At 38.4% G+C, this 22,632-nt stretch carries 19 protein-coding genes; 17 read left to right on the forward strand and 2 right to left on the reverse strand.

From position 1 onward, the window contains the following. Positions 1-250 precede the first annotated feature (250 nt). Positions 251-937: an NUDIX domain-containing protein gene (locus PFY10_01255; protein ID WBV57066.1), complete on the reverse strand. Its 687-nt coding sequence runs from the start codon at positions 935-937 to the stop codon at positions 251-253. A gap of 514 nt (positions 938-1,451) precedes the next feature. On the opposite strand from PFY10_01255, the gene PFY10_01260 reads away from it, so the two are divergent. Genes PFY10_01260 through PFY10_01285 form a run of 6 tightly spaced genes read left to right on the forward strand, consistent with a single transcriptional unit; the run spans position 1,452 to position 11,415 of the window. Continuing rightward, on the forward strand, positions 1,452-3,839 hold the full coding sequence (locus PFY10_01260) for a glycoside hydrolase family 127 protein (GenBank protein ID WBV57067.1): 2,388 nt from the start codon (positions 1,452-1,454) through the stop codon (positions 3,837-3,839). Between the two features lie 21 nt (positions 3,840-3,860). Next, positions 3,861-5,765: a sialate O-acetylesterase gene (locus PFY10_01265; GenBank protein ID WBV57068.1), complete on the forward strand. Its 1,905-nt coding sequence runs from the start codon at positions 3,861-3,863 to the stop codon at positions 5,763-5,765. A 28-nt stretch (positions 5,766-5,793) separates the two neighbouring features. Beyond that, positions 5,794-7,239: an MFS transporter gene (locus tag PFY10_01270; GenBank protein WBV57069.1), complete on the forward strand. Its 1,446-nt coding sequence runs from the start codon at positions 5,794-5,796 to the stop codon at positions 7,237-7,239. Positions 7,240-7,248: 9 nt separating this feature from the next. Further along, a complete protein-coding gene (locus tag PFY10_01275; protein ID WBV57070.1) occupies positions 7,249-8,358 on the forward strand; it encodes an endo-1,4-beta-xylanase in 1,110 nt (369 codons plus the stop codon). Positions 8,359-8,379: 21 nt separating this feature from the next. Beyond that, positions 8,380-9,354 (forward strand): glycoside hydrolase family 43 protein, encoded by a 975-nt coding sequence (locus tag PFY10_01280; protein ID WBV57071.1) that lies wholly within the window; start codon positions 8,380-8,382, stop codon positions 9,352-9,354. A gap of 27 nt (positions 9,355-9,381) precedes the next feature. Continuing rightward, positions 9,382-11,415: an alpha-glucuronidase gene (locus PFY10_01285; GenBank protein ID WBV57072.1), complete on the forward strand. Its 2,034-nt coding sequence runs from the start codon at positions 9,382-9,384 to the stop codon at positions 11,413-11,415. Between the two features lie 114 nt (positions 11,416-11,529). On the opposite strand, the gene PFY10_01290 is transcribed toward PFY10_01285, so the two are convergent. Beyond that, a complete protein-coding gene (locus tag PFY10_01290; protein WBV57073.1) occupies positions 11,530-12,126 on the reverse strand; it encodes a hypothetical protein in 597 nt (198 codons plus the stop codon). Positions 12,127-12,282: 156 nt separating this feature from the next. Here PFY10_01290 and PFY10_01295 point away from each other — a divergent pair, with 156 nt between their 5' ends. From PFY10_01295 to PFY10_01345, 11 genes are all read left to right on the forward strand, one after another. Continuing rightward, positions 12,283-13,155 (forward strand): AraC family transcriptional regulator, encoded by an 873-nt coding sequence (locus PFY10_01295; protein ID WBV57074.1) that lies wholly within the window; start codon positions 12,283-12,285, stop codon positions 13,153-13,155. 92 nt (positions 13,156-13,247) lie between these two features. Then, a complete protein-coding gene (gene fsa / locus PFY10_01300) occupies positions 13,248-13,901 on the forward strand; it encodes a fructose-6-phosphate aldolase (GenBank protein WBV57075.1) in 654 nt (217 codons plus the stop codon). Positions 13,902-13,991: 90 nt separating this feature from the next. After that, positions 13,992-15,176, forward strand: coding sequence for a galactokinase (galK, locus tag PFY10_01305; protein WBV57076.1), 1,185 nt, complete (start codon positions 13,992-13,994; stop codon positions 15,174-15,176). After that, a complete protein-coding gene (locus PFY10_01310; protein ID WBV57077.1) occupies positions 15,160-16,209 on the forward strand; it encodes a UDP-glucose--hexose-1-phosphate uridylyltransferase in 1,050 nt (349 codons plus the stop codon). The genes galK and PFY10_01310 overlap by 17 nt, the downstream gene beginning before the upstream one ends. A gap of 83 nt (positions 16,210-16,292) precedes the next feature. Continuing rightward, positions 16,293-17,087 (forward strand): HAD family hydrolase, encoded by a 795-nt coding sequence (locus PFY10_01315; protein WBV57078.1) that lies wholly within the window; start codon positions 16,293-16,295, stop codon positions 17,085-17,087. Between the two features lie 55 nt (positions 17,088-17,142). Then, on the forward strand, positions 17,143-17,877 hold the full coding sequence (locus tag PFY10_01320) for a helix-turn-helix transcriptional regulator (GenBank protein WBV57079.1): 735 nt from the start codon (positions 17,143-17,145) through the stop codon (positions 17,875-17,877). Between the two features lie 70 nt (positions 17,878-17,947). Beyond that, positions 17,948-18,481 carry a dihydrofolate reductase family protein gene (locus PFY10_01325; protein WBV57080.1) on the forward strand — a complete coding sequence of 178 codons (534 nt, stop codon included), beginning with the start codon at positions 17,948-17,950 and terminating at the stop codon, positions 18,479-18,481. 403 nt (positions 18,482-18,884) lie between these two features. After that, complete coding sequence (locus PFY10_01330; GenBank protein ID WBV57081.1) at positions 18,885-19,922, forward strand: serine hydrolase; 1,038 nt, start codon at positions 18,885-18,887, stop codon at positions 19,920-19,922. A gap of 278 nt (positions 19,923-20,200) precedes the next feature. Next, positions 20,201-20,893: a type 1 glutamine amidotransferase domain-containing protein gene (locus PFY10_01335; protein ID WBV57082.1), complete on the forward strand. Its 693-nt coding sequence runs from the start codon at positions 20,201-20,203 to the stop codon at positions 20,891-20,893. A gap of 51 nt (positions 20,894-20,944) precedes the next feature. Continuing rightward, the gene (locus tag PFY10_01340; GenBank protein WBV57083.1) at positions 20,945-21,928 is read left to right on the forward strand and encodes an alpha/beta hydrolase; all 984 of its coding nucleotides are present in this window, start codon (positions 20,945-20,947) and stop codon (positions 21,926-21,928) included. A 472-nt stretch (positions 21,929-22,400) separates the two neighbouring features. After that, positions 22,401-22,595: a hypothetical protein gene (locus PFY10_01345; protein ID WBV57084.1), complete on the forward strand. Its 195-nt coding sequence runs from the start codon at positions 22,401-22,403 to the stop codon at positions 22,593-22,595. The last annotated feature ends 37 nt before the right edge of the window (positions 22,596-22,632 follow it).

Raw genomic sequence — 22,632 nt, forward strand, 5'->3', positions numbered from 1 at the left:
AATATAATAATTGGCAAATAGTTATAATTGTTTTATTTGAAAGGGAAAATAGAAAAGCTTATCATAAATTTTCTTTATGATACTTCTATAAAAAGGCGCAAATGTTTATTTGCCAGCTGAAATTTCCAGGTTAGCTCAAAAAAAAATCCCGTAAAAAACGAGATTTCATTTATCTTAAGGTCATAGAAGATTTGTGGAAAGGTGCAGGGTATAGATATTAAATAGATGATTTGCATAATATCAAAAACAATTACATTTTAAACATAAACCCGCGCGATATTTTCTTGGTGTATTTTTTTTCGTCAAAGCGGTAAAGAAAAGAACCTTTTCTGGATGAGGTCATATCCTTTTTATTGGTATTGACAAGGATATCCATGCTATTGATCTTGCTTGTGAAATTACGCTTATCGAATTTTTCGTCAAAAATGGCTTCATAAAGATTCTGAAGATCCTTCATGGTGAATTTTTCAGGAAGAAGCTCAAAGCCAATAGGTCCGGTGGAGGCTCTTCTCCGCAGCCTGGCTACAGCATCCTTTACCATATCGTTATGATCGAAAATAAGATCCGGTGCTTTCTGAAGCTCAACCCATTCTGCACTGTACTGTTCATTGATCTGAATATCTTTTTCAATATTGATCAATGCATAGTAGGAGATTGACATGATTCTGGCTGTAGGCTCACGTTTAATTTCCGTATAACATTTCAGCTGTTCAAGATAAATATTTTCAAGACCGGTTAATGTATACAGAACCCTGTTGGCCGCTTCATCGGATGTCTCTTCACTGCCAATGAATCCACCCATGAGGGACCATTCGCCCATCTGGGGTTCAAAATTTCTTTTTACCAATAGGATTTTAAGATTTTCGCCATCAAAACCGAAAATAATGCAGTCAACAGCAACCAGGTGTTTGGGATATTGGGAGTAATCCTCAGTCATCTTTTATATTTTGATGCAAAGGTAAAACTTTTATACTTACGATCTTATACAAATGTAATTCTTACACTTTTAAATCTGAATCATTATTTTTATTAAAACGATTCTACAAAGGTATTTTGGGAGCTAAAACTGGGATTAAAAATGAAAAATAGCAATGAAATCCAGTTAAATGTATATGAATTTAATGTTAAAATTGTGTTAAAATTAGAATTAACACTTATTATTATTAATTAAAATAGCTTAACGTTAAAAATACGATAAGGTATTCACTATATCATTGAAATTTTTATTAAAACGTATTCTTAATTCATTTTCATAGGGAATCCTGTGATTGCAAAGTTTTCTTTTTCTGTGAATTGATTATCTTATTTTTTATGATAAGGTAGTGGCTTTTCTTTTATTTTCCGGGCTTTGTGAAAGGTTTTAAATAAAAAAATAACTAAAACAGACTCAAAAAAAGTTTCGTATATAGATTGTTTCCATTATTTTAGAAATGTTGAATTAACATTTATTCATGAGACCAAAATTTTCAGTTATTTTATTGTGTTTCACTTCATTTACCTCAGCGCAGGTAAAGGAGAAAATTCATTATTTCCCTTTGGAAACTGTAAGGTTATCAGAGAGTGTTTTCAATAAAGCCATGACAGCAGACCGGAAATACCTTATGGAGATGGAGCCGGACAGATTGCTGGCTCCCTATCTTAAGGAAGCCGGGCTGAAGCCAAAAGCTGATAATTATCCCAATTGGGAAAAGACCGGATTAGATGGTCATATAGGAGGACACTACATTTCTGCACTATCATTAATGTATGCTTCCACAGGTGATTCCGGAATCAAGCAGAGGATTGATTATATGATCAGTGAGCTGGAACGATGCCAGAAAGCCTCTCCGGACGGATACATTTCTGGGGTTCCCAACGGGAAAAAGATCTGGAAAGAAATAAAGCAGGGGAATATACACGCCTCAGGTTTTGGATTGAATGATCGCTGGGTTCCTTTGTATAATATTCATAAGTTATATGCAGGATTACGCGATGCCTATTGGCACGCAAAAAGTGACAAAGCAAAGACAATGTTGATCCGACTTACGGATTGGATGCTGAATGAAGTGTCAGGCCTTTCTGATGAACAGATACAGGATATGCTGCGCAGTGAGCATGGAGGACTTAACGAAGTTTTTGCGGATGTTTACGATATTACCCATGACAAAAAATATCTGCAACTGGCTCATCGCTTTTCCCATCAGGCTATTCTTAATCCTCTTCTGGCGGGAGAAGATAAGCTTACAGGTCTTCATGCCAATACACAAATTCCAAAAGTAATCGGCTACAAACGCATTGCTGATCTTGAAAATAATACTTCCTGGAGTAATGCCGCTGATTTTTTCTGGCATAATATTACCGAGAAAAGATCGTCTGTTATTGGCGGAAATAGTGTCAGTGAGCATTTTAACCCTGTCAATGATTTCAGCAGCATGATAAAAAGTATAGAAGGTCCGGAAACCTGCAATACCTATAATATGCTCAAGCTGACGAAAGAGCTTTATGCAACGCTGCCTGAATCTTATTATATCGATTATTACGAAAAAGCATTATACAATCATATCCTTTCCACGGAAAATTATAACCAGGGAGGCTTCGTGTACTTTACCCCGATGCGTCCCGGACACTATCGTGTTTATTCACAGCCTCAGACCAGCTTCTGGTGCTGTGTAGGATCAGGGATAGAAAATCATGCCAAATACGGGGAAATGATTTATGCCCGGTCGGATAAGGATTTATATGTGAACCTGTTTATTCCTTCCACATTGACCTGGAAACAGCAAAAAGTGATAGTTCGTCAGGTGAACAACTTCCCGGAAGTTCCTGAAACAACACTGATCTTTGATGCCGCAGGAAAATCAGAATTTGGTTTAAAACTAAGATGTCCGGAATGGACCACAGCCTCGGAAGTAAGAATTCTGATCAACGGAAAACAGGAGAAAGTACAACGAGGTTCCGATGGCTATTTTACACTGACTAAAAGATGGAAAAAAGGAGATGTTGTGAAAATGGCCCTGCCGATGCATCTTTCTGCAGAACAACTTCCTGACCATTCCAATTATTATGCATTTAAATACGGTCCTGTAGTGCTTGCCGCAACATACGGTGCCGAAAACCAACAGGGACTTCTTGCGGACGATAGCAGAGGCGGCCATATTGCTCATGGTCCGCAGATTCCTTTAAACGAAATTCCAGTTATCCTTGGAAATTCTTCCGAGGTGGTTAGCCATGTTTCACCTTTGAACAGTAAACCGCTCAACTTTGCCGTTACAGGGCTTTATCCGTCGGAAAAATTCGGGAAAGGTTTAGAGCTTGTACCGTTTTACAGTATCCAGGCAGAAAGATATATTCTGTACTGGCCGCAGGCCGACAAAAACGGGATAGAAAATATGCTGAAACAGAAGGCGAAAGAGGAATCGGAAACCAAAGAACTGGATGTCATCACAACTGATAGAATCCAATTAGGAGAACAGCAGCCGGAATCAGATCATTTTATAGAAAGCAAAGACTCAGGTACAGGCTATATGGAAGACCGGCACTTCCGAGATGCCAAAGGCTGGTTTAGCTATCAGATGAAAAATAACGAAAAAAATGCTTCATTCCTTTACCTGCTTTATTTTGATGCCAATGCCAATCGAGTACTGAATATTGAAATCAACGGTAAAAACATCATTACTCAGAATTTGAACGGAAAGTCCGGAGCCTTATCTCAATATCTGGTTGTTCCGATACCGGATTCAGAAAAGAATAAAGAACATCTAACGGTAAAATTCCTGGCAGATGAAAAATTGATGACCGCTAAAATCATCGAAGTCCGTTTGCTGAAAGGAAAATACGAAAAGCAATACAAGCTGAACTAAAAATAAAAACAGATTTTTCCCATGAAAAACAGAACCCTATACTTATTATTTTTTCTGGCAGCCATTTGCAGTTTTCATGCAAAAGTAAGGCTCCCTGCTTTGGTTTCGGACGGGATGATCCTTCAGAGGAACCAGGATCTGAAAATCTGGGGATATGCAGATGCGGGAGAAAAAATTACGGTTAAGTTTATCAGTAAAACCTATCATGCCACGGCTGATCAGAATGGCAACTGGACCCTTATGTTTCCAAAGCTTAATGCCGGTGGTCCATATAGCATGACGATTAATGAGATCACCCTTAAGGATATCCTTATTGGAGATGTATGGGTGGCTTCAGGGCAATCCAATATGGAACTTCCGATGCGCAGGCTGACACCTCTGTATGAAAATGAAATTAAAAATGCCAATAATCCGAATATAAGATTCTTTACTGTCCCGCAGAAATATAATTTTAAAGCGCCTCAAAATGATCTTGACGGCGGGAAGTGGGAAAGTACCAACCCTCAGACTATTCTTGATTTTTCAGGAGTTGCCTATTTCTTTGCCAAAGAACTGAATGAAAAAAACAAAGTTCCGGTAGGAATCATTCACACCAGTCTCGGAGGCTCTCCGGTTCAGGCCTGGATGGATGAAAACTCACTGAGAAAATATCCGGAATATCTTACTGAAGCAGAAAGATGGAAAAATGATGACCTGATAAAAACCACAGAATCTCAGGAACGATCCCTAAGCAAAGCATGGTATGCAGAGCTTGATCAGAGTGATATAGGGTTGAACCAGCACTGGGAGAAAGACAATGGGGATGATTCCGGATGGAAAACCATGGTGGTACCGGGATCGTGGGAGGATCAGGAAGGCTCGTTTGACGGTTCGGTATGGTTCCGCAAAGAAATTATTCTTCCAAAAGGAGTGGATCAGAAAACAGCATTTTTGAATCTGGGAAGGATAAAAGATGCTGATGTTACTTACATCAATGGAATTAAAGTAGGAAATGTCACCTATGAATATCCGCCACGCTGGTATGACATTCCCAAAGGCGTTTTAAAAGAAGGCAAGAATATCATTACCCTAAGAGTAATCAATGGAAGCGGTAAGGGACAGTTTATTGCCGATAAACCGTATTACCTCGAAATTGACGGACAAAAAACAGATCTTAAAGGCGAGTGGAAATATAAAATAGGAGCAAAAATGGAAAAAATGGCTCCCGGACAAACTTTTATCCGGTGGAAACCGTTAGGACTTTATAATGCCATGATTAACCCGCTGATCAATTATAAAATCAAAGGATTTATCTGGTATCAGGGTGAAAGCAATACAGGAAAACCTAATGAATATGGAGATTTGCTATCAACAATGATTTCACTTTGGCGTTCAAAATGGAACAAGAATGATTTGCCGTTCCTGATTGTACAGCTGGCTAATTTCATGGAGAAAAAAGATGAACCTCTGGATAGTGGCTGGGCTGAGCTGAGAGAGCAGCAGAGACAGGTTTCCCTCAATGTTCCTTACGCAGGGCTTGCAGTAGCTATTGATTTAGGAGAATGGAACGATATTCATCCGCTGAATAAAAAAACAGTAGGTGACAGATTGGCTTTACAAGCCCTGAAAATTGCAGAAGGTAAAAAGATTATTGCAGACGGACCCGTTTATCAGTCCATGAAAACAGAAGGGAATACCATTATTTTATCCTTTAAACCCGGAACAGATGATCTGGTACAGGGAGAACTGAAAGGTTTTGCCATACAGCAGAAAGATGGCAGCTACCAATGGGCCAAAGCAGAAGCTAAAGGTAGTAAAGTCATTGTCTGGAATGACCAGGTCACCAGCCCTATCAATGTACGTTACGACTGGGCAGACAACCCGGATGGAAATCTTAAAAACAAAAATGGGCTGCCTGCTTCACCTTTTACAACAGAAAAAAATTAATTTAACATAGAAAACCTTATTACAATCAATGGATAATCAACCGCAAAAAATATCGGTAATAGAAAAAGTAGGGTATAGCCTGGGAGATCTGGCAGCCAATCTTGTTTTTCAGACCCTGGTAACCTACTTAACCTATTTTTATACGGATATTTACGGACTCAAGGCAGAAGATGCCTCTGTCATCACCCTTACCGTAGGTTTAATTGCCGGGTTTGGCTTTAACCCGCTTATCGGAGCACTGGCGGATCGTACAAGCTCACGATGGGGAAAATTTCGTCCATGGATTTTATTTACCGCCGTACCGCTTGGTATTGCAGCACTATTAGCTTTCAGCACGCCTCACTTTTCCTATCAGGGTAAAATGATCTATGCAGCGGTTACCTATTCATTATTGTTGCTATTATACGCATCCAATAACTTGCCGTATGCTGCGTTGAGCGGTGTTATTACGGGAGATATGGGAGAAAGGAACAGTATTTCTTCATACCGTTTTGTAGCCGTGATGTTTGCACAGTTCTTTGTACAGGTATTTATGCTTCCCATCATTTTATATGTAGGACACGGAGATAAAGCTCAGGGAATTGAAACTGTTATGACATGGCTGGCGGTGATCGGATCCATAATGCTTCTGATTACTTTTTTTACGACCAAAGAAAGAATCATTCCCAAGCCGGAGCAGAAATCAAGTCTGAAAGAAGATTTAAAAGATTTATTCCAGAACAGACCGTGGATTATTATGCTTACCGTGACCGCATTTATATTTATCACATTGGCTATGAAAGGAGGATCTTATGTATATTATTTTAACAACTATGTGGATGAAAATGCCCTGAAGAGCTTTATCTCACCGATTACCGCATTTTTTAATTCTGCAGGGATGAATTTCTTCGGAGAAGATCCAAAGTCTGCGGGATTCGGATTATTTAATGCAGGAGGAATTGTCATGATGATCGTCGGGATTACTTTCTCTAAAAGGCTGGCAGACAGATTTGGAAAGCGTGATACTTTTATTGCTTCATTATTTATCTCTACATTGTTCATCCTGATGTTTATATTTTACCCTCCGAAAGCAGTAAAAGTGATGTTTTTGTCACAGATCTTACACGGATTCTTTTACGGAATCAGTACGCCGCTTTTGTGGGCCATGATTGCTGATGTTGCCGATTATTCGGAATGGAAAAACAACCGCAGGGCAACGGCTATTATCTTTTCCGCAATGATGGTTGGCTTAAAAGTAGGTCTCAGCATCGGAAGCTCACTGGTCGCTTTGATCATTGGGAAATACGGATACATTTCAGTACACGGGAGCGAACAGGCTATTCAGCCTGAAACAGTGGCTGCAGGAGCGAAAATGCTTGTGAGCATATTTCCATCCATACCGTTTTTCATTGCCTGCGGACTGCTTTTATTCTACAAAATCAACAAAAAAATGGAAGTTCAGATTGAAAAAGATCTGGCTGAAAGAAGAAAATAAACGATTACTATGAAACGTATTTTACTAGGTTTGGCGGCTCTTACCGCTGCCGGTCTGTCGGCGCAGAAGTCTGAGGGTACTTTAAAAAAAGCATTTCAGGATAAATTCTACATCGGAACGGCGATGAGTCTTCCCCAGATTGACGGTACAGATAAAAAAGCGGTAGCCATCATCAGAAACCAATTCAGCTCTATTGTTGCTGAAAACTGCATGAAATCTATGTTCCTTCAGCCTCAGGAAGGGAAGTTCTTCTTTGACGATGCCGATAAATTTGTCGATTTTGGAATAAAAAACAAGATGTTCATCATCGGGCATACGTTAGTCTGGCATTCGCAACTTCCAAAATGGTTTTTTACAGATAAAAATGGGAAGGATGTCTCTCCGGAAGTATTGAAACAACGCATGAAAAACCATATTACAACGGTAGTTTCCCGTTACAAAGGGAAAGTAAAAGGATGGGATGTGGTGAATGAAGCCATTATGGAAGACGGAACCTACAGAAAAAGTAAATTTTACGAAATCCTGGGTGAAGATTTTATTCCTTTGGCATTTCAGTATGCACAGGAAGCCGATCCCAATGCAGAACTATACTATAACGATTATAATGAATGGTATCCTGAAAAGGTAAAAGCAGTCATTACAATGGTTGAAAAGCTTAAATCAAAAGGTATCCGCATTGATGGGGTGGGAATGCAGTCTCACGTCGGGATGGATAACCCTTCTATGGATGAGTATGAAAAAGCAATTGTAGATTATTCCAATGCCGGAGTTAAAGTTAATATAACAGAACTGGAAATAAGTGCGCTGCCTTCTCCGTGGGGAAGCTCTGCCAATGTTTCGGATACCTTTGCCTATCAGAAAGAAATGAATCCTTACACCAAAGGTCTTCCCAAGGAAGTAGAAGCGAAATGGGAAAAGCGCTATCTTGATTTCTTTGGTTTGTTTTTGAAACATAAAGACAAAATAAGAAGAGTAACCTTATGGGGTGTTACCGATAAGCAATCCTGGAAAAACGATTTCCCAGTGAAAGGAAGAACTGATTACCCGTTACTTTTTGACAGGAAAGACCAGGAGAAACCAGTAGTACAAAAAATAATAAAATTGGCAGAGAAAAACTAAAATCAATAGAATTTTTACTTAATGAAAAAATCAAAATATTTATTCCCGGAAGATTATATGGCAGACCCTTCCGTTCACGTTTTTGAAGATAAAATCTATATCTATCCCTCTCATGACCGCGAAAGCGGAATTGAAGAAAACGATAACGGGGATCACTTTGATATGAATGATTATCATGTTTTCTCAATGGATGATGTGGACAATGGAGAAATTAAAGATCATGGCGTAGTACTTTCGGTAAAAGATATTCCATGGGCGGGAAGACAGCTGTGGGATTGTGATGTTGCGTTCAAAGACGGTAAATATTATATGTACTTTCCTCTGAAGGATCAGAATGATATCTTCAGAATCGGGGTTGCTGTGAGCGACAAACCTTACGGGCCTTTCATTCCTGAAAAGCATCCGATGATGGGCAGTTACAGCATCGATCCGTGCATTTTTGAAGATAACGGAAAATATTATATGTATTTCGGAGGAATCTGGGGCGGACAATTACAGCGTTACAGAGATAATAAAGCGCTTGAATCTCCTGTAATTCCAGAAAATGATGAACCCGCAATCCAATCAAAGGTAGCTTTGCTGAGCGATGATATGCTTGAATTTGCTGAAGCACCTAAAGACGTTGTCATCATTGATGAAAACGGAAAACCACTGCTTCATGGAGATAAACACCGCTTTTTTGAAGCATCATGGATGCATCAGTACAACGGGAAATATTATTTTTCTTATTCCACAGGAGACACCCACCTGATTTGCTATGCAACCGGGGATAATCCTTACGGGCCGTTTACTTTTCAGGGTGAAATTCTTACTCCGGTGGTAGGATGGACTACTCATCATAGTATTGTGGAATTCAAAGGGAAATGGTATTTGTTTTTCCATGATTCTGTTCCGAGTGGCGGCAAAACATGGTTGAGAAGTATGAAAGTGATTGAACTGGAATACGATCAGGAAGGGAAAATCAAGACGATTGAAGGTCTGGAAGACCAATCATAGTTATCTTTAATAATTTAAAATTTTTCAATGCGATATCTGAGACTCAACATTCTATTTTTTCTGATCATGCCGTTACTGGCCTTCGCGGAGGACGGAAATCAGCTATGGCTCCGGTTTCCTGCCAAAAACGGAATATCGGCAGATAAAATTACTTCCAAAGGGAACAGTCCCACGCTGAACATTGCCAGAAAAGAGCTGAGCAGCCACTGGCAGGGGCAGGCGGTGGAACTTCGTACAGAAAACAAAGAGAAAAATATGAAAGACGGTTACAAAATTGTTTCCACCCCTGAAAAAATCGTTATTTCTGCAGGGAAAGAAATAGGATTGTTGTATGGAGTCTATCATATTTTGCGATTACAGCAGATAAAAGCCGACCTGTCTCACTTAAACAGTATTGAAAAGCCATCATACGATGTAAGGATTCTGAATCATTGGGATAATCTGGACGGAAGCATTGAGAGAGGATATGCCGGAAGATCGCTTTGGAAATGGGAAGATCTGCCCGGGAAAATTTCTCCGCGCTATGAAGAATACGCGAGAGCGAATGCTTCTGTAGGAATCAATTCCGTTGTTTTGAATAATGTGAATGCATCGCCCAATATGCTTAGGGAAGATTATCTTAAGAAAGTCAAAGTTCTGGCTGATATTTTCAGGCCTTATGGTATCAAGGTATATCTTTCCGTGAATTTTTCTTCCCCCAAAGTGCTTGGCGGATTGCAAAATTCAGATCCATTGAATAAGGATGTACAAAAGTGGTGGAAAAATAAAGCTGCTGAAATTTATAAGTTAATTCCCGATTTCGGTGGATTTTTGGTGAAAGCCAATTCCGAAGGGCAGCCGGGTCCTCAGGATTACGGAAGAACCCATGCAGACGGAGCCAATATGATGGCTGATGCCCTGAAACCTTACCATGGAATCGTGATGTGGAGAGCATTTGTCTACAGTCCGAGCAAAGACGACAGAGCCAAACAGGCTTATCTGGAATTTGTTCCTCTGGATGGTAAATTCAGGGATAATGTGATTATTCAGATTAAAAACGGTCCGGTTGATTTTCAGCCCCGCGAAGCGTTTAATCCACTTTTTGGAGCATTAAGAAAAACTTCCGAAATGGTAGAATTTCAGATTACACAGGAATACCTGGGCATTTCAAATCATTTGGTTTATTTGGCTCCATTATTCAAGGAAACACTGGAAAGTGATACTTACTCGGACGGTCAGGGATCTACGATTGCTAAAATAACAGACGGTACGTTAAGACCCGCAAAATTGACAGCCATTTCAGCTGTTGCCAATATCGGAGAAGATACCAACTGGACAGGGCATCATTTTGCACAGGCCAACTGGTATGCCTTCGGAAGATTAGCATGGAACCATCAGCTGAGTTCAGAGCAGATTGCGGATGAATGGATTAAAATGACCTTCACAGACAATCAGAAATTCCTGGATCCAATAAAGGAAATCATGCTTTCTTCCAGGGAAACTGCTGTGGATTATATGATGCCTTTGGGACTTCACCATATTTTTGCAGGCGGACATCACTATGGGCCAGAGCCATGGGGAGATTATAAAGGCGGAAGACCGGACTGGTCACCTGTCTATTATCATCAAGCTGATGCTCAGGGATTGGGCTTTAACAGAACAAAAACAGGAAGTAATGCTGTTTCGCAATATTTTCCACCATTGAATGAAAGGTATGGGAATATCTCAACCTGTCCGGAAAATCTTATCCTGTGGTTTCATCATGTTCCGTGGGATTATACAATGAAAGACGGAAAAACACTGTGGGATGAGCTGTGCTATACGTATGATTCCGGAGTAAAAAAAGTAAGGGACTATCAGAAAGTATGGGATAAGATGGAACCTTATATAGATGAACAAAGATTTGCTGATGTTCAGTCAAAACTCAAGATTCAGTCAAAAGATGCAGTCTGGTGGAAGGATGCCTGCCTGCTGTATTTCCAGACTTTTTCCAAAAAACCGATTCCTTATGACATCGAACGCCCTGTTCACGAATTGGAAGATCTGAAAAAAATTAAATTGAATATGGGACATCATAATTAAAAAAATGAGGCCGTTCTTTTTCCGGATCGGAAAGAAGAGCGGCCTCAAATAATAATAGCTATGTAAAATTTTAAATCCAAATAATTGGAATGAATGATCTTTAAATGTAGCGGGTTATCTAAGGGAAATTATTTTATTAAAAATATTTCCGTTTTCTTCAACCTGGATGATATATTGGTTGGCTGTTTGTGGGTTAAGATTAAAGGTAATATCTACATTGCCGTCAGCATATTCTCTGGTGGATGTATAATACGTCGTATTGGATAGATCATATACTGAAATATTTACGGGACCCTTTACATCCGACATATGCAGCTTGGCCATATTACCGGAAATGGTATATTCAGGCTTATTGATTGAGCTCACAGGCTTTTTTTCCACTTCCATTACATTATCGGAACTGATTTGTATTTTATACTTCTCTATCTTCATTTCTGATTCTGCTACCAGATAATAAGTTCCGGGTTCAAAGCTTTGAAAATCATATGTTTTCATTACATGGCTCCCATCCGTAAGATTTTCGGAGAATAGTTCATCATGTGCACTGTTATAAACAAAAACAGATACGCTTCTGGCGTTCGACAGCTCAAAATTTAATGTTTTGGCTTGTACGTTTCCAAAGGAAAGGGAAAAATCTCTATCCTTACTCATTACATTTGCTGAAAACAACAAGGCTCCTGCAAAAAATACGGCTTTTAATAATGTGCTCATGGGTTAAGGCTTTTAGGATTAATACTGCAAAGCTAGGGCACCAATAATTCTCAGGCTATAATTAAATTTTCATATTTATGTGCTATATTAACCTTGTTTAATGATATTAGTATATTATTTGTTAATTTTGCATATGAAATTATTTGTATTTGGCCTATGAAACATGTAAATCCTTCTTTTGAGGCGGTAAGACCTACTATAGGAAGCAGCTTTACCAGCCTTAAATTTCTGACTAATGAGAATATAAAATCACATGTCTGGCATTACCATCCCGAGGTTGAGTTGATTTTTGTATGCAAAGGTTCCGGGAAAAGACAGATTGGAAGTAGTATCACTTATTTTTCAGAAGGAGATCTTGTACTTATAGGAAGCAATCTACCGCATTGCGGACTCACCAATGAAAGTACGCATAATGAGTATGAAATGGTTATTCAGTTCAAACCTGATTTTTTAGGAGAACCTATCTGGGACATACCGGAAATGCAAAGGATTTCTTCTTTGCTTGAAAAATCAAAAGCAGGTATTGTATTTGGGGAGGATGTGAAAAAAAGAATCGGGAAAGAGATTGTTGAGATGCATGAAGCTTCCTCTTTGGACAGATTATGCAGATTTTTAAAAATATTGGATGAATTGGCTGTTACTCAGGATTACAGGATTTTAAATGCGGGAAAATATTACCTTCAGACACAGATTGAAGATAATGAAAGAATCAATCTTATATTCAATTACGTCAAAGATCATTTTAAAGAAGCCATAACCCTGGAAGAAATGGCTGATCTTGCCAATATGAAAGTACCGTCTTTTTGCCGTTATTTTAAAAAAATCACAAATAAGACCTTTACACAGTTTGTTAACGAATACAGAATTACCCATGCCCTCAAGCTTCTTGCTGAACAGCCTTTAAGCATTACAGAAGTCTGCTTTGAATCCGGATTTAATAATTTCAGTTATTTTAATAAAACGTTTAAGGAATACATCCAAAAAAGTCCTTCTCAATACAGGAAAGAGTTTAATTATTTCATGGAATAATTTTTAGCAAAACAATAAAAAAGTGTAATCATATGATGATTTATTAAAATATAAGTGTAATTTTAACACTTATAAAATAACAATCACTTTTTATGAAATTTTTTATTGACACTGCCAATCTGGCGATGATAGAAGAAGCCCATGCCCTTGGAGTTCTTGACGGAGTAACCACCAACCCTTCGCTGATGGCGAAAGAGGGGATTTCCGGAAAACAAAACATACACCAACACTATCTTGATATCTGCAACATTGTGGATGGCGATGTAAGTGCTGAAGTTTTAGGAATTACTTTTGAAGAAATGGTTAAGGAAGGTGAAGAGCTTGCTGCACTACATCCGAGAATTGTTGTAAAAGTACCCATGACTCAAGATGGGATTAAAGCCATCCGCTATTTTTCTGAAAAGGGAATAAAGACCAACTGTACGCTTGTATTCTCTTCCGGACAGGCATTGCTGGCTGCCAAGGCAGGAGCCACCTATGTTTCTCCGTTTCTGGGAAGACTGGATGATGTCTCTACGGACGGCCTTCATCTGATATCGGAAATCCGGGAGATTTATGACAATTATGCTTTTCAGACACAGATCCTTGCTGCTTCAGTCCGACACAGCATGCATATTATCAATTGTGCAAAGATTGGTGCTGATGTGGTAACGTGTCCTTTGGCTCCTATACTTTCTCTTCTTAAACATCCGCTTACAGATTCAGGATTAGACCAGTTTATTAAAGATTCACAAAAAATGAAATAAGATTGGGCATAAAAAGTATAACTTCTCTATTAAAATTCAGTAGTTTTATACTTTAGATGAGCCCAGATCTGTTGATCAAATGAGATTGATATGCAGGAACAGTTAATCAACCCAACCATACAAAAGTTTAGGACCGAATTCAAAGCAGAACCTGAACACATCTTCCTTTCTCCCGGGAGAATTAATATTATCGGTGAGCATGTAGACTATAGCGACGGTTTTGTATTACCTGCTGCCATAGATAAATACATTTGTTTTGCCGTCCGCAAGCTGCCACAGTCTAATTTTTGTACCATCATAGCCAAAGACCTCGGAGAAGAATATACATTTGATGTCACAATAGAGGTAAAACCTGTACCGCAAATGTGGATGAACTATATTCTGGGCGTTTTCAGCCAGTTGCAGAAGTCAGAAAACCAGTTTTGCGGAATGGAAATTGTCTTCAGTAGTACCATTCCAATGGGATCCGGACTTTCTTCTTCGGCAGCCCTTGAATGTGGCTTTGCCTATATCCTCAATGGACTTTTTGACCTTCATCTCACCAAGAAAGAAATCGCGGTGATCGGGCAAAAATCAGAACATACTTTTGCAGGAGTTCAGTGCGGAATTATGGATCAGTTTGCCTCCGTTTTCGGAAAGGAAAATAAGGTCATTATGCTCGACTGTAATTCTTTGGAGCATCAATATTTTGATGCCGACCTTAAAGGATACAGCCTGCTGCTTTTTGACAGCTGTGTAAAGCATAGTCATCTGACATCCGGCTATAACGAAAGACGTAGAGATGTAGAACACGGGAAAAAAGTCTTATGGAAAAATTTCCCTGAGATTGAAAAATTCCGTGATTTTACATTGTCTATGCTTGATCATACAAAGGAAGAAATGGGAGATATTTCATACAAAAGATGTCTCTATCTGTTGAAAGAAATCCGAAGAGTAGAAATGGCGGCCAAAGCAATTTCGGAAGGAAATATTGAATATCTGGGAACACTTCTCACGGAAACTCATACGGGGCTGTCCACTGAATTTGAGGTCAGTTGCATTGAACTTGATTTTTTGGTTGAAAACACATTGCAAAAGGAAGGGGTGCTGGGAGCAAGAATCATGGGAGGCGGCTTTGGGGGCTGCAGCATCAACCTGATTCAGGAAAACAGAGCTGAAGAAGTGATTAAAGCCATCAGTGAAAAATATCTTGAACATTTTAATATTCAGATGAAAGTGTATCAAGTTAAAATTTCAGACGGGATAAAAGAATACACCAATGAATACATCATTTGACCGTACTAAACATCCCCACAGAAGATACAATCCTCTCCTGAATGAATGGATACTGGTTTCTCCCCAACGGGCAAACCGGCCCTGGCAAGGACAGAGAGAGAAGACCGCAGCAGATAATCGTCCTGCCTATGATCCGGACTGTTATCTCTGTTCCGGAAATATTCGTGCTAACGGAGCCCGCAACCCTGACTATAAAGGGACTTACGTTTTTAATAACGATTTCGGGGCGTTGCTTAATGAAGAGGTTGATTTCTCAGAAGGACATTCAGGATTTTTTACCCTGCTTCCGGAACGTGGAATCAACAGGGTTGTTTGCTTTTCTGAAGACCACAGCCTTACCTTACCGGAAATGTCCGTGGAACAAATAAAAAATGTGGTGGATGCATGGCAGGCGCAGTTCATTGAATTAGCAGCTTTCGACCATATTAATTATATTCAGATTTTTGAGAATAAAGGAAGCATCATGGGATGCAGCAATCCTCATCCGCACGGCCAGATATGGGCACAGTCATCAGTTCCGGCAATGGTTCAGAAAACCCAGGATCAGTTGAAATCTTATTTTGAAAAGAATAAAAGAACATTGCTGGAGGACTATATTGAGCAGGAAATAACGGCCGGCGAACGTATGGTCACAGAAAATGAAAATTTTGCAGCATTAGTGCCGTTTTGGGCATCATGGCCTTATGAAACAATGATTATCAGTAAACAACAAAGAGAAAATATTGCAGCATTTTCTGAGGATGAAAAAGAATCACTTGCAGCCATACTCAAGGAACTGACTACAATTTATGACAATCTTTTTGAAACGTCATTTCCTTATTCTGCGGGAATTCATCAGTCACCTACGGACGGAAAGCAACATCCGGAATGGCATTTTCATATGCATTTTTATCCACCGCTGCTCAGGAGTGCGGAAGTAAAGAAATTTATGGTAGGGTATGAAATGCTTGCAGAGCCTCAGCGAGACATTACCCCGGAACAAAGCGCGGCAATATTAAGAAACCTGCCCCGGATTCATTACAAGAAAAAATAATAAAATCAATACCTTTGGAAAGAATATGCAGATGGTAATTCTGATACATACAGAATATAACATCTCTTTTTCTCAATAAAATTATGGAACAAATTAAATTAATTGTGACGGATATGGATGGGACGTTTCTGAATTCCAACCATGAAATGAGCCCTGAATTTTCGGATATTTATAAAGAACTGAAAAAAAGAAATATTGTATTTGTTCCCGCGAGTGGCAGGCAGATGCCGGGAATTACCCATTATTTCGGGGATATAGAGAGTGAGATCGGCTTTATCGCTGAAAATGGAGGTTATGTGATCTATAAAGATCAGGAGCTTTTTGCTGATATATTGGAATATAAATATATTGTTGAGATCATCAAAGCGGTTCGGGAAATACCGGGAGCGAAAGCGGTACTCTCAGCTAAAAAAATGGCATATTATGAAACCGAAGATCAGCAGTTTGTAGATTTTTTCTCAAAGTATTATACCGAAAATATGAAAAAGGATGATCTTACTGAAAGAATTGATGATACAGCCTTTAAAATAGCAGTCTATCATCCTGAAGGCTCTGAAGAATATCTGTATCCGGTTTTGAAAAGATTTGAAGAATTTGGTCTGGAAGTGGTTGTTTCGGGAGAATACTGGCTGGACATTATGAATAAGGATATCAATAAAGGAAACGCTTTGAAAATCCTTCAGAAATCTTTGGGAATCTCTCCTGAAAATACGATGGCATTCGGAGATTATATGAACGATATAGAAATGCTGAAGAATGCCAAATATTCTTACGCGATGAAAAATGCACACCCGAACGTAAAGCAAGTGGCCAATTTTGAAGCGTGTACCAATGACAGCTTTGGAGTTTTAAAAACAATCAAGGGCTATCTGGACTGATTGTAGGCATTGGTAGTAAGAAATGCAATAGAATATCGGGCTATAAAATAAACCCATGGAGTATAAAAAAGCACATCCGCATAAAGCGTTAGAACCCTTCATTCATTTCTATTGGGAATTGAAAGGAAATGAACAGGAAGAGCAGTGGGAAAGAGTTTTTCCGGATGGCTGTGCCGGTATACTAATGAATGTAGGAGATCCTTGTTTGACGGATAACGGTTCGGTCGTAATGGAGTTCGGAAAAACTTATGTAGTGGGAGCGATGACTTCATTCAAAGATAGTTTTATTGATACCGATACTCATTTAATCGGTGCATGCCTGAAGCCGGCAGCTTTTGCCAATTTCTATAATTATACTTCACAGAATGAGCTGGTAGACGACACGATTGAATTTGAAAAATCAAATTCCTTTAACGTTGACAAAGCATTAGAGAATACTTTCCATTATTTTGATCAATTCTTTTCCGCTAGATTACAGAATAAGAACAACAAGTTACAACCTGTACTTAACGAGATACATTCTGCAAAAGGAAAAATCAGCATATCTGAGCTTGCAAAAAGGAATTTCACGTCCGTAAGACAATTGGAAAGGGATTTTAAAAGACTTATCGGAATATCACCAAAAGAATATACCAATATAATCCGATTTCAGAATGCTTTGCACCTGATCAGAAATCCGGATCAAAACAGGAGTCTCTTAGATATTGCATTTGAATGTGGATACTATGACCATTCACACCTTAGCCATGAAATCAAAAGAAATACAGGACTTTTGCCATCGTTACTTTGATTTGTCGCATTTTTACAAAGTATACCAGGCTGGGTAAAAGTAAATTTGCAGAGACATTAAAATTCAAACAATGCGAAAAATATCACTTTTTATTGCGATGAGCTTAGATGGTTATATCGCGCAACCCAATGACGATTTAAGCTTTTTAAAACTTGTAGAGAAAGAAGGCGAAGATTATGGCTATACGGAATTTACTTCTCAAATTGATACCATAATTATTGGTAGAAGAACCTATGATTATGTAGTAAATGAAATCGGAGCATCTCATTATGATAATGGGGAACGGGATGTTTATGTAATTACCAGAACAGAAAGGCCGCAAGTAGGCAGAACGATTTTTTATACGGGTAATTTAACCGAATTGGTTGAGCGTTTAAAATCAGAAAACGGTAAAAATATTTATTGCGACGGCGGGGCGGAAATAATTAATGAATTATTGAAGCAAGACCTGATAGACGAGTTTGTAATTTCGGTTGTCCCGGTTTTGTTAGGTGATGGGACAAGACTTTTTAATGACAGAAGACCAGAACAGGTACTTGAATTTATTACCGTAAAAACATTTGAAACCGGTTTGGTACAACTTCACTACAAACATAAAAAGTAATCAAAAAGCCGCTTAAAAGAGCGGTTTTCCTGTATTTGGAATCAATAGTTTTGGAATGATAGTATTGCCTGTCTTTAAAAATCTAAAAAAATAGTAATATAGTGTATTTAAATAGTATATTTGATTTTGATCGCAATTACTGAATTTTCGGTTTTCAAATATTTATATTTTTCATAGTACATACTAATATATTTTCCCCGGATACAAAAAATGACCGGATGATTGCCAAAAACTTTGGCTTAATCGAAACAAAATTTATAATTCTACCGACATGTATATAAGCATCAAGAATGTCAAATTTTTATTTATTGTAATTATACCGTTTTTTCTTTCCTGCTCAAGCAAGTATGGTACCGGGCGGCTTAATGAAACAACTGGAAATAATCCGGCAGACTCCCTCTACATGAAAATCCAGAAATTAGGCTTGGAGTCTATGAAAAAAAATAATGTTCCCGGAACGGCAGTGGCCGTTATTGAAAATGGAAAAGTAAAATGGATACAATATCTTGGATTTGCTGATGTAAAAAGACAGAAACCTGTCAGCAGGGAAACCGTATTTAATATTGGTTCTGTTTCAAAAGTATTTTCTGCGTGGGGATTTATGCAACTCAGTGAAAAGAAATATCTAAAATTAGATGAACCTGTAAATCAGTATTTAACGCGATGGAAATTGCCTGAATCCCAATACAATGTTTCAAAAGTGACATTAAGGCGTATCCTTAGTCATACAGCCGGTCTTTCGGTACATGGATATGGAGGTGCGGAACAGGGAACACCTTTAATGAGTTTGGAAGAGTCGCTTTCAGGAAAGACAAAAAGAAATGGTGAAAGTGTCCGGTTGATAAGTGAACCCGGAACGAAATGGGAGTATTCGGGAGGAGGTTATACATTAGCACAACTGCTTCTTGAAGAAAAGACAAAAGAGAAGTTTGCATATTACATGAAGGAGAATGTTTTTAAGCCCCTTGGATTAAAAAATACAGATTATGAATGGCCGGATACATTACAAACCTCTGCCACAGCTTACGATACATCAGGAAATCCGATACATAACCGTATTTTCACAGAGCAGGCCGCTGCAGGACTGCAAACAACAATTGTTGACCTGGCCCGATTCGCCGTAATATCCCTTACAGCTAATCGAAATGATCTGAATAATGTTTTAAAACCAGAAACGCTGGAATTAATGAAGCAACCTGTTTTACCATATTCTGACCAGGGAGAGAGTGGCCTGGGCTATCGTTTTATGAATTACGAGGGATTAAGGACTATAGGACATACCGGAGAAAATGAAGGTTGGAGCGCTGCAATGTTTTTACATGTACCAACCAAGAGTGGTATAGTGATACTCTGTAATAGTACCAACGGTGATCGGGTGTGGTATACTCTTTATCAGGAATGGGCAAAAAGAATACTTGCAGCACAGGTGAAAGTTCAATAATAACATGCAATAATGTTTCATTATTATCTATAACAAATACTGTTATTGGAGTGTTCATCATCTTAGTTAGTCATATAATTTTGTTCATAAACAGAGATTCGGTTACATTTTGTATGGATTCGGTTACAGTGAGCAGATTTTTTTTGTATATTTTAGTCTCTCAAACAGGATATTATATTCTGTTGGGCATTAAAAAAACACATATATATCAATAATCTGCTGAATATAAATTATAGAGAATGGATTTGGAAGGCAGATTTAAAAGTAAAAAAATACTGATGAAAAAACTCTTACTGATCGTAACAAATGTAAATCAATATGCAAGCGGATTGGCAACAGGGTTATGGCTAAGTGAACTTACTCATATTTATCACGCTGCAAAAGAAAAAGGCTGGGCCGTCACTATTGCCAGTCCTAAAGGAGGAGATGTACCTATTGATCCAGAAAGCTTAAAACCTTTGGTTTTGGATACAATCACCAGGAATTACCACGAGGATCCTTTGTTTATGAAAGAATTAAACAGCTCTAAAAGTCTTAATGAAGTAAAAAACGAAAATTTTGATTGTATTTATCTGGCGGGCGGTCATGCTACGATGTACGACTTTCCAGATGATGTAACCTTACAGGTTATCATTAAAAACCAGTATGAAAAAAGTAAAATGGTAGCTGCTATTTGCCACGGAGTAGGAGGGCTGCTTAACGTAAAACTGTCCAATGGTGACTATCTGATCAAAGGCAAGTCAATCACTGGATTTGATTGGTTTGAAGAAACGATAGCGAGAAGAAAAAGAGAAGTTCCTTTTAATTTGGAAGCAGCGATTAAAGAACGGGGAGCTAATCTAAAAAAAGCTTTTATACCCATGACTTCTAATGTTGTCGTATATAATAATCTCGTGACCGGGCAAAATCCATTCAGCTCTAAGGAAATGGCAAAAGTTGTTGTAAAAGAGCTTGTGAAAACACAAAAATAAATACGCGGATAGGTCTTTATTATTTACATATTAATCACTAAAATTTTTATTATGGCACAATTTCTTCCTGCGGAAAAAGATCCGCAAATCTTAAGAGAAATCAGAGAATTTCTAGACGCGCTTAACAATAGCGGGGGTAAACCTTTGGAAACGATGACACCTCAGGATGCGAGACAAGTTTTAATAGACGCTCAAAAATCAGTAGAGTTCGATTTTTCTGACATTGTAGAGACAGAAAGAGAAATTACACAAGATGGTATTACAGTAAACATCCACATCGTAAGGCCTGCCAATGCCTCTTCTGATAAGCTTCCTGTATTTATGTTTACCCATGGTGGGGGCTGGGTTTTGGGTGATTATCCTACCCATAGGAGATTAGTTAGGGATTTGGTGGTCAACAGTGATGCAGCTGCTGTTTTTACAGATTATACTCCCTCTCCTGAAGCACAATATCCGGTAGCTATAAACCAGATATATGCCGCTACAAAATGGGTGGCCGAAAATGGCGCTGAAATCGGTGTTGATGGGAAAAATTTGGCAGTTGCAGGAAACAGTGTAGGAGGAAATATGACAGCTGTACTCTGCCTGATGGCAAAAGATAAAGGAGGTCCTGAGATTAAATTCCAATTATTATTATGGCCGGTAACAGATGCTGATTTTACGCGGGAATCATGGCAGAATTATGCGGATGGTCGTTTTTTAACTGCTTCATTAATGAAGTGGATGTGGAATAATTACCTTCCGGATCTGGAAAAAAGAAAAGAATATTATGCTTCACCATTCCAGGCATCACTGGAAAAACTGAAAGGGCTTCCGCCTGCATTGGTACAGATTTCAGAAAATGATATTCTGCATGATGAAGGTTTGGCCTATGCAAGAAAATTAGATGAGGCAGGAGTACCTGTAACTATCGAAACCTATAACGGATTTATTCATGACTACGGATTACTTAATCCTCTTGATCACATTGAGGCGATCAGGTTCTCTTCGCAACAGGGAGCCTTAGCTCTTAAAAAGGCCTTATTTTCAAAATAATTGAACCAGAGACCCATCTTTGATTATTATTAAAAAACGGATGATGGATTGATATTCGGGAGTAAACCTTTATTCTCTAAAAACCAAATGGCACCATTGAAGATGAATGGTGTCATTTTTTTATATCGGTTGAACGGTGTAGCTTTTTTATAGATTATCTTTAATCCAGCCGCATAGAGCCATTTTTATATAATTTGCATATTTACACTTATTATAACCGGACTTTTTGTTCTCTTCAATATTGTTTAGGATAGTTTTTAACATGGATGATTACAATGATCTAATTTCATTTTATAAAAAAATCAACGTTCTGTAATTAAGATAGTTGTGGTGCTTTAATATGCTCTAAATTTATAAATATAAATAGTGTATGCTATGAATATATCTAATTAAAATTTATGTTTGCCCTGTTAAAAAAAGCGAAATCCGAAAAGCTTAATAGAGTAGGAGAAAATTAAACTGTTTATTAATTATGAGTTCTGAAAGTAACAGAAAAAAGAAAGTTATTGATGATTTGTTGAAGAAGAAAATCGAAGGTCTTAAAGGAATTTATGGTGGTGTTGCATGCACGGCACCTCCTAAGCCGATTGTTATTACTCAATGCTACATCTGTACAGTAACTTCCCCGACCAATCCGAGCGGACCAGTTGTTGCAATTGCTCCTTAATTACTAAAAAAAGAAGGAATGAGCAATCATTCCTTCT

It is taken from the genome of Chryseobacterium daecheongense (assembly GCA_027920525.1).
Classification (GTDB): domain Bacteria; phylum Bacteroidota; class Bacteroidia; order Flavobacteriales; family Weeksellaceae; genus Chryseobacterium; species Chryseobacterium proteolyticum.

Bases quoted from the DNA above. Each gene is read 5' to 3' on its own strand.
- PFY10_01255 (WBV57066.1), bottom strand. From the start codon at position 937: ATGACTGAGGATTACTCCCAATATCCCAAACACCTGGTTGCTGTTGAC.
- PFY10_01260 (WBV57067.1), top strand. From the start codon at position 1,452: ATGAGACCAAAATTTTCAGTTATTTTATTGTGTTTCACTTCATTTACC.
- PFY10_01265 (WBV57068.1), top strand. From the start codon at position 3,861: ATGAAAAACAGAACCCTATACTTATTATTTTTTCTGGCAGCCATTTGC.
- PFY10_01270 (WBV57069.1), top strand. From the start codon at position 5,794: ATGGATAATCAACCGCAAAAAATATCGGTAATAGAAAAAGTAGGGTAT.
- PFY10_01275 (WBV57070.1), top strand. From the start codon at position 7,249: ATGAAACGTATTTTACTAGGTTTGGCGGCTCTTACCGCTGCCGGTCTG.
- PFY10_01280 (WBV57071.1), top strand. From the start codon at position 8,380: ATGAAAAAATCAAAATATTTATTCCCGGAAGATTATATGGCAGACCCT.
- PFY10_01285 (WBV57072.1), top strand. From the start codon at position 9,382: ATGCGATATCTGAGACTCAACATTCTATTTTTTCTGATCATGCCGTTA.
- PFY10_01290 (WBV57073.1), bottom strand. From the start codon at position 12,126: ATGAGCACATTATTAAAAGCCGTATTTTTTGCAGGAGCCTTGTTGTTT.
- PFY10_01295 (WBV57074.1), top strand. From the start codon at position 12,283: ATGAAACATGTAAATCCTTCTTTTGAGGCGGTAAGACCTACTATAGGA.
- fsa (WBV57075.1), top strand. From the start codon at position 13,248: ATGAAATTTTTTATTGACACTGCCAATCTGGCGATGATAGAAGAAGCC.
- galK (WBV57076.1), top strand. From the start codon at position 13,992: ATGCAGGAACAGTTAATCAACCCAACCATACAAAAGTTTAGGACCGAA.
- PFY10_01310 (WBV57077.1), top strand. From the start codon at position 15,160: ATGAATACATCATTTGACCGTACTAAACATCCCCACAGAAGATACAAT.
- PFY10_01315 (WBV57078.1), top strand. From the start codon at position 16,293: ATGGAACAAATTAAATTAATTGTGACGGATATGGATGGGACGTTTCTG.
- PFY10_01320 (WBV57079.1), top strand. From the start codon at position 17,143: ATGGAGTATAAAAAAGCACATCCGCATAAAGCGTTAGAACCCTTCATT.
- PFY10_01325 (WBV57080.1), top strand. From the start codon at position 17,948: ATGCGAAAAATATCACTTTTTATTGCGATGAGCTTAGATGGTTATATC.
- PFY10_01330 (WBV57081.1), top strand. From the start codon at position 18,885: ATGAAAATCCAGAAATTAGGCTTGGAGTCTATGAAAAAAAATAATGTT.
- PFY10_01335 (WBV57082.1), top strand. From the start codon at position 20,201: ATGAAAAAACTCTTACTGATCGTAACAAATGTAAATCAATATGCAAGC.
- PFY10_01340 (WBV57083.1), top strand. From the start codon at position 20,945: ATGGCACAATTTCTTCCTGCGGAAAAAGATCCGCAAATCTTAAGAGAA.
- PFY10_01345 (WBV57084.1), top strand. From the start codon at position 22,401: ATGAGTTCTGAAAGTAACAGAAAAAAGAAAGTTATTGATGATTTGTTG.